Source organism: Stenotrophomonas sp. T8, assembly GCF_051853085.1.
GTDB lineage: Bacteria > Pseudomonadota > Gammaproteobacteria > Xanthomonadales > Xanthomonadaceae > Stenotrophomonas > Stenotrophomonas sepilia.
Window position 1 is genome coordinate 2,484,152 of record NZ_CP195329.1, and the last position, 15,920, is coordinate 2,500,071.

The 15,920-nt window shown below is 66.0% G+C and carries 11 protein-coding genes; 7 read left to right on the forward strand and 4 right to left on the reverse strand.

Features of this window, described 5'->3' with window-relative positions; all coding sequences use genetic code 11:
- Window positions 1-78 precede the first annotated feature (78 nt).
- From ACSDHM_RS11685 to ACSDHM_RS11695, 3 genes are read left to right on the forward strand one after another with little or no spacing between them, the layout of a single operon-like run.
- Window positions 79-735, forward strand: a complete 657-nt coding sequence (locus ACSDHM_RS11685) for a TetR/AcrR family transcriptional regulator (RefSeq protein WP_072168157.1) — start codon at window positions 79-81, stop codon at window positions 733-735.
- Window positions 735-2,003, forward strand: coding sequence for an efflux RND transporter periplasmic adaptor subunit (locus ACSDHM_RS11690; protein WP_072168158.1), 1,269 nt, complete (start codon window positions 735-737; stop codon window positions 2,001-2,003). Before ACSDHM_RS11685 ends, ACSDHM_RS11690 begins: the two co-directional genes overlap by 1 nt.
- A gap of 15 nt (window positions 2,004-2,018) precedes the next feature.
- The gene (locus tag ACSDHM_RS11695) at window positions 2,019-5,192 is read left to right on the forward strand and encodes a multidrug efflux RND transporter permease subunit (protein ID WP_005417430.1); all 3,174 of its coding nucleotides are present in this window, start codon (window positions 2,019-2,021) and stop codon (window positions 5,190-5,192) included.
- A gap of 152 nt (window positions 5,193-5,344) precedes the next feature.
- On the opposite strand, the gene ACSDHM_RS11700 is transcribed toward ACSDHM_RS11695, so the two are convergent.
- Window positions 5,345-5,608 carry a hypothetical protein gene (locus ACSDHM_RS11700; protein WP_072168159.1) on the reverse strand — a complete coding sequence of 88 codons (264 nt, stop codon included), beginning with the start codon at window positions 5,606-5,608 and terminating at the stop codon, window positions 5,345-5,347.
- A gap of 168 nt (window positions 5,609-5,776) precedes the next feature.
- Window positions 5,777-6,925, reverse strand: a complete 1,149-nt coding sequence (locus tag ACSDHM_RS11705; RefSeq protein ID WP_227836974.1) for an acyl-CoA dehydrogenase family protein — start codon at window positions 6,923-6,925, stop codon at window positions 5,777-5,779.
- A 153-nt stretch (window positions 6,926-7,078) separates the two neighbouring features.
- On the opposite strand from ACSDHM_RS11705, the gene ACSDHM_RS11710 reads away from it, so the two are divergent.
- The 4 genes from ACSDHM_RS11710 to ACSDHM_RS11725 all read left to right on the forward strand — a co-directional run bounded on the left by ACSDHM_RS11710 (window position 7,079) and on the right by ACSDHM_RS11725 (window position 13,127).
- On the forward strand, window positions 7,079-8,008 hold the full coding sequence (locus ACSDHM_RS11710) for an ArsR/SmtB family transcription factor (protein ID WP_072168161.1): 930 nt from the start codon (window positions 7,079-7,081) through the stop codon (window positions 8,006-8,008).
- 13 nt (window positions 8,009-8,021) lie between these two features.
- Window positions 8,022-9,113, forward strand: coding sequence for a homocysteine S-methyltransferase family protein (locus ACSDHM_RS11715; protein ID WP_072168162.1), 1,092 nt, complete (start codon window positions 8,022-8,024; stop codon window positions 9,111-9,113).
- Window positions 9,114-9,170: 57 nt separating this feature from the next.
- The gene (metH, locus tag ACSDHM_RS11720) at window positions 9,171-11,855 is read left to right on the forward strand and encodes a methionine synthase (RefSeq protein WP_088496859.1); all 2,685 of its coding nucleotides are present in this window, start codon (window positions 9,171-9,173) and stop codon (window positions 11,853-11,855) included.
- Between the two features lie 87 nt (window positions 11,856-11,942).
- Window positions 11,943-13,127 carry an MFS transporter gene (locus ACSDHM_RS11725; protein ID WP_072168164.1) on the forward strand — a complete coding sequence of 395 codons (1,185 nt, stop codon included), beginning with the start codon at window positions 11,943-11,945 and terminating at the stop codon, window positions 13,125-13,127.
- A 12-nt stretch (window positions 13,128-13,139) separates the two neighbouring features.
- On the opposite strand, the gene ACSDHM_RS11730 is transcribed toward ACSDHM_RS11725, so the two are convergent.
- Window positions 13,140-15,212, reverse strand: coding sequence for an acyltransferase family protein (locus tag ACSDHM_RS11730; protein ID WP_439426288.1), 2,073 nt, complete (start codon window positions 15,210-15,212; stop codon window positions 13,140-13,142).
- Between the two features lie 48 nt (window positions 15,213-15,260).
- Window positions 15,261-15,914 carry a DUF2058 domain-containing protein gene (locus ACSDHM_RS11735; protein ID WP_439426289.1) on the reverse strand — a complete coding sequence of 218 codons (654 nt, stop codon included), beginning with the start codon at window positions 15,912-15,914 and terminating at the stop codon, window positions 15,261-15,263.
- Window positions 15,915-15,920: the final 6 nt, after the last annotated feature.

Below are 15,920 nucleotides of genomic sequence, written 5' to 3' on the forward strand. Positions count from 1 at the left end.
AAAGCGTGTTACCGGAAGACACACGCGGCGACACCGATTCGATTCCACAATCCTGAACTGGACGGTATAGTCCACCGCGTGAACCCGGCCTACCTTCCCGTTGCCCTCGACGCACGCGATGAGCGCGTGTTCGATGCCGTGCGCGAACTGCTGGCCCAGCAGGGCATGCAGATGAGCATGGACGCGGTGGCCCAGCATGCCGGCTGTTCCAAGCAGACCCTCTACTCGCGCTACGGCAGCAAGCAGCAACTGCTGCGCCGGGTAATGCAGCGCCACGTCGGCCACGCTACCGGCGCCATGGTTCGTGCACTCCGTACTGACGACCTGCGTGCCAGCCTGCTCCAGTTCGCCACCGACTTCCTGGAGCACTTCAACCAACCGCACGTGGGCCAGGCCTGCCGGCTGATCGCCGCCGACGCGGCCCAGTTTCCCGAAGAGGCGCGTACCCTGTACCGGCATGGCGCCGGCGCACTGGCGCTTCATCTTGCTGAATGGATTGAAACCGTTTGCATGCAGGGCCAGCTCCGGCATGACGACCCGCACTTCATGGCCGAACTGCTGCTGAGCATGATCGCCGGTCAGGATTTCGACAAACAGCGCTTCCATACCCCCCACCGTGATGACGCGCTCTTGCGTCGGCGCTGGGCAGAGTTCTCCGTCGACAGCTTCCTGCGCGCCTTCGCGCCTCAGCCGTCGCCGGCCCCGTCTACAAACCAACCCCGGAGTTCCTCCTGATGACCGCCCCACTCCGCACCCTTGCCTTGACGTGCGCCGTTGCTGTCGCGCTGGCTGCCTGCAAGAAGCCGGAACAGCAGACGCCCCCGCCGCCGGAGGTGGGCGTGATCGACGCCAAGCCGCAGACCCTGCCGCTGCAGCGCGAGCTGGTCGGCCGCCTGTCGCCGTTCCGCAGCGCCGACGTCCGCGCACGCGTGCCCGGCGTGCTGCTCAAGCGGGTCTACCAGGAAGGCTCGCAGGTCAAGCAGGGCCAGACCCTGTTCCTGATCGACCCGGCGCCGCTGCGTGCCTCGCTCAACGCCTCCGAGGCCCAGCTGGCCTCGGCCCGCGCGACCTACGCCAACGCCAAGGTCGCCGCCGATCGCGCACGCTCGCTGGCCCCGCAGCAGTTCGTCTCCAAGTCCGACCTGGACAACGCCGAATCGGCCGAGCGCACCGCGCTGGCCGCGGTCAAGCAGGCCGAAGCGGCAGTGACCTCCTCGCGGATCAACCTGGGCTATGCCGAAGTGACCGCGCCGATCAGTGGCGTGGCCAACAAGCAGCAGGTCACCGAGGGTGCGCTGGTGGGCCAGGGCGATGTGACCCTGCTGACCACCGTCGACCAGCTCGACCCGCTGTACGTCAACTTCTCGTTGAGCGTGGACGAGCTGACCCAGCTGCGCGCGCAGCAGGCCAAGGGTGCGCTGGCGCTGTCCGGCGACGGCAAGGCCACGGTCAACGTCAAGCTGGCCGACGGCACCACCTATGGTGAGCCGGGCACGCTGGACTTCTCCTCGACCACGGTCGACCCGGCCACCGGCGCCGTGTCGTTGCGCGCGCTGCTGCCGAACCCGCAGCAGATCCTGCTGCCGGGCGCGTTCGTCAGCTTCCAGGCCAACCTGGGCGAGCGCAACAACGCCTTCCTGGTGCCGCAGCAGGCCCTGCTGCGCGATACCACCGGCGGCTACGTGATGGTGGTCGGCGCCGACGGCAAGGTCGTGCGCAAGAACGTGAAGACCGATGGCGCGCAGGGCGGCAACTGGCTGGTCAGCGACGGCCTGGCCGCCGGTGACAAGGTGATCGTGGCCGGCGTGCAGAAGGTCAAGGAAGGTGCACCGGCGGTGGCCAAGCCGTGGACCCCGGGCCAGGACGCCAACGGCAAGCCGGCCGCAGGCGGCGCCGCGGCGGCGGGCGCTGCACCGGCTGCAGGCAAGGCACCGGCCGACGCGGCCAAGCCCGAGCAGGCCGATGCGGCCAAGCCGGCCGCCACCGATTCGAACAAGCAGTAACGGGAACCTTCCGTCATGCCTAAATTTTTCATCGAACATCCAGTCTTCGCCTGGGTGGTTGCGATCCTGATCTCGCTCAGCGGCGTGATCGCGATCCTCAACCTGGGCGTGGAGTCCTATCCCAACATCGCCCCGCCGCAGGTCACCGTCTCGGCGACCTACCCGGGCGCCAGCGCCGATACCACGGAAAAGTCCGTCACCCAGGTGATCGAGCAGCAGCTGACCGGCATCGATCACCTGCTGTACTTCAGCTCCTCGTCCGCCTCCAACGGCCGTGCGCAGATCACCCTGACCTTCGAGACCGGTACCGATCCGGACATCGCCCAGGTGCAGGTGCAGAACAAGGTCTCGCTGGCCACGCCACGCCTGCCTTCGGAAGTGACCCAGCAGGGCGTGGTGGTGGCCAAGGCCAACGCCGGCTTCCTGATGGTGGTGGCGCTGCAGTCCGATACCCCGACCATCAACCGTGACGCCCTGAACGACATCGTCGGCTCGCGCGTGCTCGACCAGGTCTCGCGCATCCCCGGCGTCGGCAGCACCCAGCAGTTCGGTTCCGAGTACGCCATGAACATCTGGCTGAACCCGGAGAAGATGCAGGGCTATGGCCTGTCGGCCAGCCAGGTACTGGCCGCGGTACGTGCGCAGAACGTGCAGTTCGCCGCCGGCGCGCTGGGCTCGGACCCGTCGCCGGAAGGCCAGCACTTCACCGCCACGGTCTCGGCCGAAGGCCGCTTCAGCTCGCCGCAGGAATTCGAGAACATCATCCTGCGCGCCAACGCTGATGGCTCGCGCGTGCTATTGAAGGACATCGCCCGCGTCGCCTTCGGTGCCAACAACTACGGTTTCGACACCCAGTACAACGGCAAGCCGACCGGTGCCTTCGCCATCCAGCTGCTGCCGGGCGCCAACGCCCTGAACGTGGCCGAAGCGGTGCGCGCCAAGATGGACGAGCTGCAGCCCAGCTTCCCGGCCGGGGTCACCTGGTTCTCGCCGTACGACAGCACCACCTTCGTCAAGATCTCGATCCAGGAAGTGGTCAAGACCCTGTTTGAAGCGGTCTTGCTGGTGTTCCTGGTGATGCTGATCTTCCTGCAGAACTTCCGTGCCACCCTGATCCCGACCCTGGTGATCCCGGTCGCCCTGCTCGGTACCTTCCTGGGCATGTGGATGATCGGCTTCACGATCAACCAGCTGACGCTGTTCGCGATGGTGCTGGCGATCGGCATCGTGGTCGACGACGCGATCGTGGTGATCGAGAACGTCGAACGCATCATGACCGAGGAGGGCCTGGCGCCGAAGCCGGCCACGCAGAAGGCGATGACCCAGATCACCGGTGCGGTGGTGGCGATCACCGTCGTGCTGGCCGCGGTGTTCATCCCCTCCGCCCTGCAGGGCGGTGCCGCCGGTGAGATCTACAAGCAGTTCGCGCTGACCATCGCCATCTCGATGGCATTCTCGGCGTTCCTGGCCCTGGGCTTCACCCCGGCGCTGTGCGCGACGTTCCTCAAGCCGACGCACAACGACAACCCGAACATCGTCTACCGCACCTTCAACAAGTACTACGACAAGATCAGCCACACCTACGTGGGGCACATCACCTCGGCGGTGCGCCATGCGCCGCGCTGGATGATCCTGTTCGTGGTGCTGACCGCGCTGTGCGGCTTCCTGTTCACCCGCATGCCGGGCAGCTTCCTGCCGGAAGAAGACCAGGGCTATGCGCTGGCGATCGTGCAGCTGCCGCCGGGCTCGACCAAGGGCCAGACCAACGAAGTGTTCGCGCAGATGCGTGGCATCCTGGAAAAGCAGGATGGCTATGAAGGCATGCTGCAGGTGGCCGGCTTCAGCTTCGTCGGTTCCGGCGAGAACGTGGGCATGGGCTTCATCCGCCTGAAGCCGTGGGAGGAACGCAAGTTCACCGCGCCCGAGTTCATCCAGAACATGAACGGCGCGTTCTACGGCATCAAGGAAGCGCAGATCTTCGTGGTCAACCTGCCCACCGTGCAGGGCCTCGGCCAGTTCGGTGGCTTTGACATGTGGCTGCAGGACCGTAGCGGTGCCGGCTACGAACAGTTGACCCAGGCCCGCAACATCCTGCTCGGCCAGGCCGCGCAGAAGCCGGACCACCTGGTCGGCGTGCGCCCCAACGGCCTGGAAAACGCGCCGCAGCTGCAGCTGCACGTGGACCGCGTGCAGGCGCAGTCGATGGGCATGTCGGTGTCGGACGTGTACAGCACCATCCAGCTGATGCTGGCCCCGGTGTACGTCAACGACTTCTTCTACGAAGGCCGCATCAAGCGCGTGACCATGCAGGCCGATGGTCCGTACCGCACTGGCCAGGAATCGCTGAAGAGCTTCTACAGCCCGTCCAGCCTGACCCAGAACGCCGATGGCACCAACGCGATGATCCCGTTGAACACGGTGGTCAAGTCCGAATGGGTGTCGGCGCCGCCGTCGCTGAGCCGCTACAACGGCTACTCGGCGATCAACATCGTCGGTTCGCAGGCACCGGGCACCAGCTCGGGTGAGGCGATGCAGACCATGGAAGGCATCGTCAACGACGACCTGCCGGCCGGCTTCGGCTACGACTGGTCGGGCATGTCCTACCAGGAAATCCTGGCCGGCAACGCTGCGACCCTGCTGCTGGTGCTGTCCATCGTGGTGGTGTTCCTGTGCCTTGCCGCGCTGTATGAAAGCTGGTCGATCCCGGTGGCGGTGCTGCTGGTGGTGCCGCTGGGCGTGCTGGGTGCCCTCGGCCTGTCGATGCTGCGCGGCCTGCCCAACGATCTGTTCTTCAAGATCGGCCTGATCACCGTGATCGGCCTGGCGGCGAAGAACGCGATCCTGATCGTGGAGTTCGCGGTGGAGCAGCGCGCAGCAGGCAAGAACCTGCGTGATGCCACCATCGAAGCGGCGCGCCTGCGGTTCCGCCCGATCCTGATGACGTCGTTCGCGTTCATCATGGGCGTGATCCCGATGGCGATCTCCACCGGTGCCGGCGCCAACTCCCGCCACGCCATCGGTACCGGCGTGATCGGCGGCATGCTGTTCGCCACCCTGCTCGGCCTGCTGATGATCCCGGTGTTCTTCGTGGTCGTGCGCCGCATGCTGGGCGACAAGCTGGACGAACCGTCCAAGGAGTTCATGGAACGCCAGCGCGATGCGGATGCCGCACATCGTCCGGATCGTTGATCCGGTGCTGCGCTGAAAACGAAAAGGCCCCGGAGCGATCCGGGGCCTTTTTATTGCCACAATTGAATTCATGCCAATCCAGGTTGGCATCTACCGGAACAACGGCATTGCCGGTAGCCGCCAACCTGGGTTGGCGCTGTTCGGGCAACGCCTCAGCGCAGCAGCGCAACCACCGCGCACACCGCCACCAGAATCAGCGAGGCCCACTGCATGGGTACGAAGAAGAAATGGTGGGGCGCGGCCTCCCCCTTCTGCCGCGGCGCACGGTTGAGCCACAGGCCCAGCACCACGTTCACCGCCGCGCCGAGGCCTGCGCCCAACAGAACCTGTGACAGCGGGATACTGCCCCTGGGGCCGTCATGCGGAAAGAAGTACGCCAGCAGCAGGATCGCTGCAATCGGCGTCACCAGCGTCATGATTCCCCAACCGCGATAGATCACGTCGTCATCCTCGAAGAAACGGACTGCATTAGAGCAGCATGCATCTCCGCAGGCCAACGGCAAAGACGTCATCTGGATGACCATCATCCACGCGTGGCGTGGGCCTACCGCCGCGCCGCCATTGCGGCGGCGCGGCCATGCGACTCAGCGCAGCCCGGTTTCGTTGCGGGCGATCACCAGGCGCTGGATCTCCGAAGTACCTTCGTAGATCTCGGTGATCTTGGCATCACGGAAGTAGCGCTCCAGCGGCATTTCCTTGGAATACCCCATGCCGCCGTGGATCTGCACGGCCTGGTGGGTAATCCACATCGCCGCCTCAGAGGCGGTCAGCTTGGCAATGGCAGCCTCATTGCTGAAGCGCTTGCCTTGGCCCTTCACCCACGCCGCGCGCAGGGTCAGCAGCAGCGCTGCGTCCAGCTTGCACTTCATGTCGGCAATCTTGGCCTGGGTCATCTGGAAGGTACCGATGGCCGCGCCGAATGCCTTGCGCTCCTTGACGTATTGAATCGTCGCTTCATAGGCGGCTCGGGCGATGCCGACGGCCTGCGAAGCGATGCCGATGCGACCGGCATCGAGCACGCTCATGGCGATCTTGAAGCCCTCACCTTCCTGGCCCAGCACGTCTTCGGCCTGCGCCACGTAATCGTTGAACTCGATCTCGCAGGTGGCCGAGGCGCGGATGCCCAGCTTGGGCTCGGTCTTGCCACGACCGAAACCGGCCTTGTCGGTATCGATGATGAAGGCGGTGATGCCGCGCGCGCCCTTGTCCGGCTCGCTCATCGCGAACAGCACGATGTACTTGGCCACCGGACCGGAGGTGATCCAGCTCTTCTTGCCATTGATGACGAAGGTGCCGTCGGCCTGCTTCACCGCGCGGCAGCGCATGGCGGTGGCATCGGAACCGGACTGCGGCTCGGTCAGCGCGAACGCGCCGATGGCCGTGCCTTCGGCGATGGCACGTACGTAGGTCTGCTTCTGCTGCTCGGTACCGTGGGTCAGGATGCCGTTGCAGAACAGCGAATTGTTGACCGACATGATGGTCGAATGGGCTGCGTCGGCGGCGGCGACCTCCACCATCGCCAGCACGTACGCAACCGGGTCCATGCCCGCACCGCCGTATTCGGTCGGCACTTCAATGCCCATCAGGCCGTTCTCGCCCAGCAGGCGGATGTTGTCCAGCGGGAACTCGCCGGTGCGGTCATGGTGCTCCGCACTGGGGGCGATCTTTTCCTGCGCGATGCGCCGCGCAACGTCCTGCAGCATCAACTGCTCTTCGGTAAAGCTGAAATCCACAACACCCTCCCGGGTACATGAAGTTATGGGCCGCATACGGCGCGCCCAGGTGCTGCGATTGTACCGGGGCCCGGCAGTTTCCGTACGCTGGCGACTTGACCGCGCCAGGCCCCTTCAGCGAATATATCTCTATATCGCGATAGGTAGATGTTTATGGATCTGGAAGACTGGTCGACCCGCCTGAAGGTGTTCGCCGATGCCACTCGCGTGCGCCTGCTGGCGCTGCTGGAGCAGGAGGAACTGACCGTGGCCGAACTGTCGGCGATCACCCGGCTGGCGCAGCCGCGCGTGTCCACCCACCTGGCACGCCTGAAGGAAGCCGGGCTGGTCCGCGACCGCCGTGCCGGCGTGTCGGCCTATTACCGCTTCGACGAGGCCCAGCTGGACCCGGCGCAGCGTGCATTGTGGCATGCCTTGAGCAACGGAAGCGATGATCCGCTGCTGCGCCAGGACGCTGAACGCGTGGCCGCCGTGCTGGCCCACCGCGCCGCCGACCAGAACTGGGCCGACAGCGTGGCCGGCGACATGGAACGCCACTACTCGCCGGGCCGTACCTGGGAGGCGCTGGCACGCACCGCGCTGCCGCTGCTTGAGACCGGCGACGTGCTGGATATCGCCTCTGGTGATGGCGTGCTGGCCGAACTGGTTGCCCCGCATTCCAAGCGCTACATCTGCATCGATACCAGCGCGCGCGTGGTCGCCGCCGCCAGCGAGCGCCTGCGGCGGCTGCCCAATGTGGAAGTGCGCGAGGGCGACATGCATGCCCTGCCGTTCGAGGATGCCAGCTTCGACCTGGTCGTGCTGATGCATGCGCTCACCTACGCCAGCAAACCGGCGCAGGCGGTGACCGAAGCTGCACGCGTACTGCGCCCGGGCGGCCGCCTGCTGCTGTGCAGCCTGGCCCGCCACGAGCACAAGGCAGCGGTGGAGGCCTATGGCCACGTCAACCTCGGCTTCAGCGACAAGGAGCTGCGCAGGTTCGTCGACAAGGCCGGCCTGCAGGTGTCCAGCCTGGAGACGGTCACCCGCGAGAAACGGCCGCCGCACTTCGAAGTGATTTCGCTGATCGCCAACAAGCCCTGAGCCCGAGACCGCCATGCCCGCCCTGCCCTGGTTGCATCCTGATCGTGCCAACGCCCTGCTCGACGCCCTGCGCGAGCGGATCCTGATCATCGATGGTGCGATGGGCACGATGATCCAGCGCCACGGCTTGCAGGAAGACGATTACCGTGGCGAACGCTTCGCCGGTGGCTATGACCATCTGCATGGCTCCGGCTGCGATCACGCCACACCGGAAGGCCATGACCTGAAGGGCAACAACGATCTGCTGCTGCTGACCCGGCCGCAGATCGTCGCCGACATCCACACCGCCTACCTCGAGGCCGGTGCGGACCTGATCGAAACCAACACCTTCAATGCAACCTCGGTCAGCCAGGCCGACTACCACCTCGAGCACCTGGTGTACGAGTTGAACAAGGCCGGCGCTGCGGTCGCGCGCACGTGCTGTGATGCAGTGGCCGCAACCACACCGGGCAAGCCGCGCTTCGTGATCGGGGTGATCGGCCCGACCAGCCGCACCGCGTCGATCAGCCCCGACGTCAACGATCCCGGCTTCCGCAATACCAGCTTCGACGAGCTGCGCGACACCTACCGCGAAGCCATCGAGGGCCTGATCGACGGCGGCGCCGATACCCTGATGGTCGAGACCATCTTCGACACGCTCAACGCCAAGGCCGCGCTGTATGCGCTGGAGGAAGCGTTCGATGCGCGCGGCGCGCGGCTGCCGGTGATGATCTCCGGCACCATCACCGACGCTTCCGGTCGCACCCTGTCCGGGCAGACCGCCGAGGCCTTCCACGCATCGCTCGCCCACGCCCGTCCGTTGTCGATCGGCTTGAACTGCGCGCTGGGTGCCGATGCGATGCGCCCGCATGTGGAAACCCTCTCGCAGGTCGCCGACTGCTATGTCAGCGCCCACCCCAACGCCGGCCTGCCCAACGCGTTCGGCGACTACGACGAAACTCCTGAAGAGATGGCCACCACGCTGCGCGGCTTCGCCGAGGATGGCCTGTTGAACCTGGTCGGCGGCTGCTGTGGCTCCACCCCCGAGCATATTCGTGCGATTGCCAATGCCGTAGCCGGACTGCCGCCGCGCGCACTGCCCGGCACCCGGGAGCAGGCCGCATGAACGTTGCCGCCACCGTCCCGCACTTCCCGCCCTACTGCTGTTGAGCCGACGCCTGCCATGACGCCTGTCCGCCCTACCCGCCTGTCCGGCCTGGAACCTCTGGTCATCACCCCGGACCTGCTGTTCATCAATGTCGGCGAACGCACCAACGTCACCGGCAGCGCGCAGTTCCGCAAGCTGATCAAGGAAGGCCGCTACGAGGAGGCGGTGGACGTGGCCCGCCAGCAGGTGGCCAGCGGCGCCCAGATCCTCGACGTCAACATGGACGAGGGCCTGATCGATTCGGAAGCGGCGATGACGCGCTACCTCAACCTGATCATGTCCGAGCCGGACATCGCGCGCATCCCGGTGATGGTCGACTCCTCCAAGTGGAGCGTGATCGAGGCCGGCCTGAAATGCCTGCAGGGCAAGAGCGTGGTCAACTCGATCTCGCTGAAGGAGGGCGAAGCGCTGTTCCGCGAGCACGCGCGCAAGGTGCTGCGCTATGGCGCCGCGGCAGTGGTGATGGCGTTCGACGAGGCCGGGCAGGCAGACACCTGTGCGCGCAAGGTCGAGATCTGCACACGCGCCTACCGCATCCTGGTCGACGAGATCGGCTTCCCGCCGCAGGACATCATCTTCGACCCGAACATCTTCGCCGTCGCTACGGGCATCGAAGAGCACGACAACTACGCGGTGGACTTCATCGAAGCCACCCGCATCATCAAGCAGACCCTGCCGCACTGCCATGTCTCCGGCGGCGTCTCCAACGTCTCGTTTTCGTTCCGCGGCAACGAAACCGTGCGCCAGGCCATCCATTCGGTGTTCCTGTACCACGCGATCGCCGCCGGCATGGACATGGGCATCGTCAACGCCGGCGCGATGCCGATCTACGACGAACTGGAGCCGGACCTGCGCGAGCGTGTCGAGGACGTGATCCTCAACCGCCGAAGCGATGCCACCGAGCGCCTGCTGGAGATCGCCGAGCGCTACAAGGGCAGGAAGGGCGCGGCGAAGACCGAAGACCTGGCCTGGCGCGAAAAGCCGGTGGCACAGCGATTGGCGCATGCCCTGGTACACGGCCTGGATGCCTTCGTCGAGGAAGACACCGAACTGGCCCGGCAGGCCTCCAGCCGCCCGCTGGACGTGATCGAAGGACCGCTTATGGACGGCATGAACATCGTCGGCGACCTGTTCGGCGCCGGCAAGATGTTCCTGCCACAGGTGGTGAAATCCGCGCGCGTGATGAAGAAGGCCGTGGCCTACCTGCTGCCTTACATCGAAGCGGAAAAAGCGCGCAGCGGTGACACCGCCAAGAGCAACGGCAAGATCATCATGGCCACGGTGAAGGGCGATGTGCATGACATCGGCAAGAACATCGTCGGCGTCGTACTGGCCTGCAACAACTTCGACGTGGTCGACCTCGGCGTGATGGTGCCGGCGCAGATGATCCTCGATGCCGCCCGCGAGCACAACGCCGACCTGATCGGCCTGTCCGGGCTGATCACCCCGTCCCTGGAGGAGATGAGCCACGTCGCCCGCGAGATGGAGCGCCAGGGCTTCGACCTGCCGCTGCTGATCGGGGGCGCGACCACTTCGCGTGCGCATACCGCGCTGAAGATCGACCCGCACTACAAGGCGCCGACGGTGTGGGTGAAGGATGCATCGCGCGCAGTTGGCGTGGCGCAGTCGCTGATCTCGCGTGATCTGCGCGAGGCCTTCGTTGCCGCCAACGAAGCCGACTATGCCGAAATCCGCGCGCGCCACCGCAACCGGGGCGACGCCAAGCGCCTGGTCACACTGGAACATGCGCGCGCGCAGAAATTCCAGGGCGGCTGGGACAGTTACACGCCACCGGCACCGAATCAGCCCGGCCTGCACGTGTTCGACGACTATCCGCTGGCCGAACTGGTCGACTACATCGATTGGACGCCGTTCTTCCAGGCCTGGGAGCTGGCCGGCAAGTTCCCGGCGATCCTCACCGATGAGATCGTCGGTACCCAGGCCAGCGAGCTGTACAAGGATGCCCGTGCGATGCTCGAGCGCATCGTCGGCGAGAAGTGGCTGACGGCCAAGGCCGTGTTCGGCCTGTGGCCGGCCAACAGCATCGGCGACGATGTCCGCGTGCAGCACGCACAGGGCGAAACTACCCTGCACTTCCTGCGCCAGCAGGTGGACAAGCCAGCCGAACGTCCGGATTTCTGCCTGGCTGATTTCATTGCCCCGGCCGACAGCGGAAAGCAGGACTGGATCGGCGCGTTCGCGGTCACCGCCGGCATCGGCATCGACGCCCACGTCGCGCGCTTCGAGGCCGAGCACGACGATTACAACGCGATCCTGCTGAAAGCACTGGCCGACCGCTTCGCCGAGGCGCTGGCCGAGCGCCTGCACCAGCGCGTGCGTACCGAATTCTGGGGCTACGACCGCGCCGAGACGCTGGACAACGAGGCCCTGATCGACGAGCAGTACCGCGGCATCCGTCCGGCCCCGGGCTACCCGGCCTGCCCCGAGCACAGCGAGAAGCGCCGCCTGTTCGACCTGCTGCAGGCTGAGAAGAACGCGGGCATGGAATTGACCGAGAGCTTCGCGATGCTGCCCACGGCCGCTGTCTCGGGCTACTACTTCAGCCATCCGCAGAGCCAGTACTTCGTGGTCGGGCGGCTCAGCCGCGAACAGGTCACCGACTATGCCCGGCGCAAGGGCGTGGACCGCGCCCAGGCCGAACGCTGGCTGGCCTCCAACCTCGACTACGACCCCGAATGACACAAAAAGGGGACGAAGGGGATTAAGTCGTTTGTGCATTAGCGACTTGATCCCCTCCGTCCCCTTTTTTTGCTTCATCATTCGGCGATGACCGTTCCCGTTGCCCGCCTCTCAAGTTTCTACCTGTTCTACTACGCGGCGCTCGGCGCGTTCACGCCGTACTGGAGCCTGTTCCTGACCGCGCGCGGGATGAGCGTGACCGCGATCAGCGTGATGATGGGCCTGTGGTACGCCACCCGCGTGATCGCACCCAGTACCTGGACCTCGCTGGCGGCCGCATCACCGCGACCGATCCGCCTGCTGCGCGTCGGCTGCGTGCTGACCCTGCTCAGCTTCGCTGCCTTTCTGCTGCCACTGCCGCAGCCGTGGATGTACCCGGCGATGATCGTGTTCTGCTTCTTCTACAACGCGGTGATGCCGCAGTTCGAGTCGATCACCCTCACCCACCTGGGCAACGACAGCCATCGCTACGGGTTGATCCGGGTCTGGGGCTCGCTCGGTTTCATCGCCGTGGTCACCCTGTTCGGCTGGCTGATCGAGGGCGATGGCGCCGGCAACCACGCCGGATTGTTGCCGTGGATGATGCTGCCCCTGTTCGTGCTGCTGGTTGCCTCGGCCTTCAGCAATCACTACGCGCGCGACATCGGCAGGACGGCGGGTGACACCAGCGGCTTCTGGCAGATCGTGCGCCGACCGCCAGTGCTGGCGTTCTTCCTGGCCGCCTTCATGGAACAGCTGTCGTTCGGCCCGTACTACACGTTCTTTTCGGTCTACATGGACCACCACGGTTACCGCACCACCACCCTCGGCCTGCTGTGGACCATCGGCGTGGTCTTCGAAGTGGGCGTGTTCTTCACCATCGGCCGCTTCTTCCGCCGCTACGACGCCAGCTGGATGCTGCTGATCGCGCTGGTCAGTTCCTGCCTGCGCTGGGCCGTGACCGCACTGTTCCCGGAGAACCTGCCGGTGATGCTGCTGGCGCAGACCGCGCACGCGCTGGGCTTTGCCGCGTTCTTCGCTGCAGCGATGCAGATGCTGGCGACCTACTTCCCCGGTCGTCTAAACGGCCACGGCCAAGGACTGCTGTACGGCTTTTCGTCCGGTGTCGGCGGTGTGCTGGGCGCGCTCATTGCCGGCCAACTGTGGAAGATCGACGACGGCCGCACCGCGTTCCTGGCCGGCAGCGGCTTCGCCCTGATTGGCGCCCTGCTCTGCTTTTTCGCGCTGAGCCTGCCGCTGATGCGCGCGCGCCGGACCCACGGCGCACACTGACAACGCTCCGATTCAGCGCTGCAGCAACACCTGCTGCAGCGATGGCAGCAGCACGCGGTTGCCATGCGCGCTGAGATGATCGCCATCGAAGAACAGCGGGCGGCCATCGCGCTGCGCGGGACATAGCGCGTCGTCACACAGCGCCGGCATCGGGTCCCACAGCACGCCACCCGGCAATCCATCAACCACCTGCCGCAGGCTGCCCAGCATCGGCGCACGCAGCGCTTCCATCGCCTCGCGCGTGCTGTCCAAGCCATTGCGGCAGACCTCGTTGCGCGCATTGAAGCGGTCCGAGCAGCGATAGGGCGGCGCCGGCAGCACCGGCTTGGGCGCCTCCAGCACGATGCGCACACCGCGCTCGGCCAGTGGCTTCCACTGCTTGATCGCCTCGGCTGCTTCGGCCTCACGCCCTGCCGCGGCCACCGCTGTCAGTTCGCCCGCCAGCTGCGCCCGCGCATCGAACAGCACGAATTGATCGGACAGGCGCGGCATCCGCAGCGACACCAGCACCACGGCATCGCCCGGCTGCGCACGCCGCGCGATATCGGCGAACACCGCGGCATCGAAATCAGCGCAACCGGCACCCGCGCCACGCCACTTCTGCAGGCTCACTTGCGGGCATCCGCCGCGGCCATAGAGGGAGACCTCCGAGCCGGTTTCCAGCGCCAGCCGCTGCAGCAGCTCGATGTAAGCCATCGCATGCGAATCACCGGCAACAAACACCCGCTTCGGCGCGCCTGCCGGCGTCGGGCGGTCGCAGTTTTCACGGGCAAAGGTCCGCGCACTGCCGCCTTCGAAACGATGCTTGGCAGCCAGCAGAGCGCAATCGGGATAATCGCCAGCCACGCTCTCGCCATTGGGGTACCAATCGGCCGGATGCCGGCTGACAGTGCTCAGTGACAGTCGTGGCGCCTGCTGATAGAGCAGTGCCTGGATACCGGCGGCGCACAGCAGTACGACCGCGCCGGCCAGCACCCAACGCCCGGGACGCAGGCGCTGTGCCAACGTGCCGCGGAACGGCTGTTCCACCCAGCGCCACGATGCCCATGACAGCACCAGTACCAGCACCATCGCAGCGGTCATCTGCAAGGGTGTCTGTAGGCCCACGGTCCAGCGCATCAGCACGAACACCGGCCAGTGCCACAGATACAGCGAGTACGAAAGCAGGCCGATGCGGCGCATCGGAGCGCTGGCCAACACACGCGCCACCCACGCCTGCGGATGGTGATGCAGCGCCCAAAGCAGGCCCGCAGTGGCGAAGGCCGGCAGCAGGCCGTCAGGCCATGGCGAGCGCCCGGCACGCGAGCACCATAGCGCCCACCCCAGCAGGGCCAGCGCCATCATGGCCAGCAGGGAAAACACCGGCGCAGCGCGCTTCAGTGCCTGACTGGTTGCCGGGTCCAGCGATTGCCGCACGTGCAGCAACTGGAACAGCAGCACGCCCACCCCCAGTTGCCAGAGACGGGTGCTGGTGGCGTAGAACGCCCACGATGGCGGCGCCTCGCGCAGACCCAGCACCGCAGCGTGCAGCAGCGATGCCATGCTGACCAGTGCGAACAGGCCCAGGCTGATCCAACGCCCGCGCGCGCCACGTGCCCAGGCCAGGGACAGCAACGGGAACAGCAGGTAGAACTGCTCTTCCACACCCAGCGACCAGGTATGAGTGTAGGGATTGAATTCGGCCTTGGGCGCGAAGTAATCGTTGCCGATCGCCGCCAGCACCCAGTTGCTGAAGCCGAACAACGCCATCAGCCCCGTCTTGTCGCTGGCTTCGCTGAGCCACGACTCGGGAATGAACAGCACGCTCGCCACAGCGGTCAGCAACACGCACGCCAGCAGCGCTGGTGCGATGCGACGGATGCGACGCGCATAGAAGCGCAGCATCGACTGCCCCAGCGACAGCGGCGGCAGCCGGTGTACTGATGCGCTGACCACGAAACCGGAGATGACGAAGAACACATCCACGCCGGTGAACCCGCCTGGCAACCAGGCCGGGTCCAGGTGGAACACGATGACGGCCAGCACCGCGATCGCGCGCAGGCCGTCAATGTGCGGCACGTAGCCGCGGCTTGGATCAGCGGTCATCCCTTCCCCCACGGCCGCGACGGCAGCGCGCTCGCGGCGGTCGCGCGCTTACCAGACCAGGTCGTCCGGCACCTGGTACTGCGGATCCGCGTACGGATCTTCCTCGGCCGGCGCATTCGGATCGACCTTCAGCGCCACCGACGGGGCGAACACCGCCTCGGACTGTGACAGCACTTCAGCGGTCACCAGCAGGTAGCGCCCGTTGAGCTGGACCACTCCAAGCTCGCCGGCATTGAGCGCGGTCAGCTGTTCGGCGGTCACATAGATGCGCTTGATCTTGCCGCCATACGGGAAGTGGCGGGCGATGTCGGCCGCTTCCGAGTTCAGGCTCTTGTCCTTCAGCAGTTCTTCCAGCTTGGCCTTGGCCTCGCGGCGTACGCGCGCCTCTTCCTGTTTCAGACGCTCGGCCTCGATGCGCTCTTCCTTTTCCTTCTGCGCGCGGATGGCATAGGCCTTGGCCAGATCCATCTCTTCGGCGCTGCGCGGCGTGCGCGGGCCCTGCTGGCCCGGGCGACCGTGGCCATGCCCACGACGCTCGCCGGGCTTGTGCTCGCCCTTGCCAGCGCCCTGCGGCTTTCCATTGCCGTTGCCAGCCTTGCCCTGCGGGCGACCGTCACGGCGGGGGCCATCATTCTTGCGCTCGGGCTTGGGCGCGGGCTTGAAGCCCAGGCCCATCAGCTGGTCGCGGAGGGTATCGCTCATAGGATT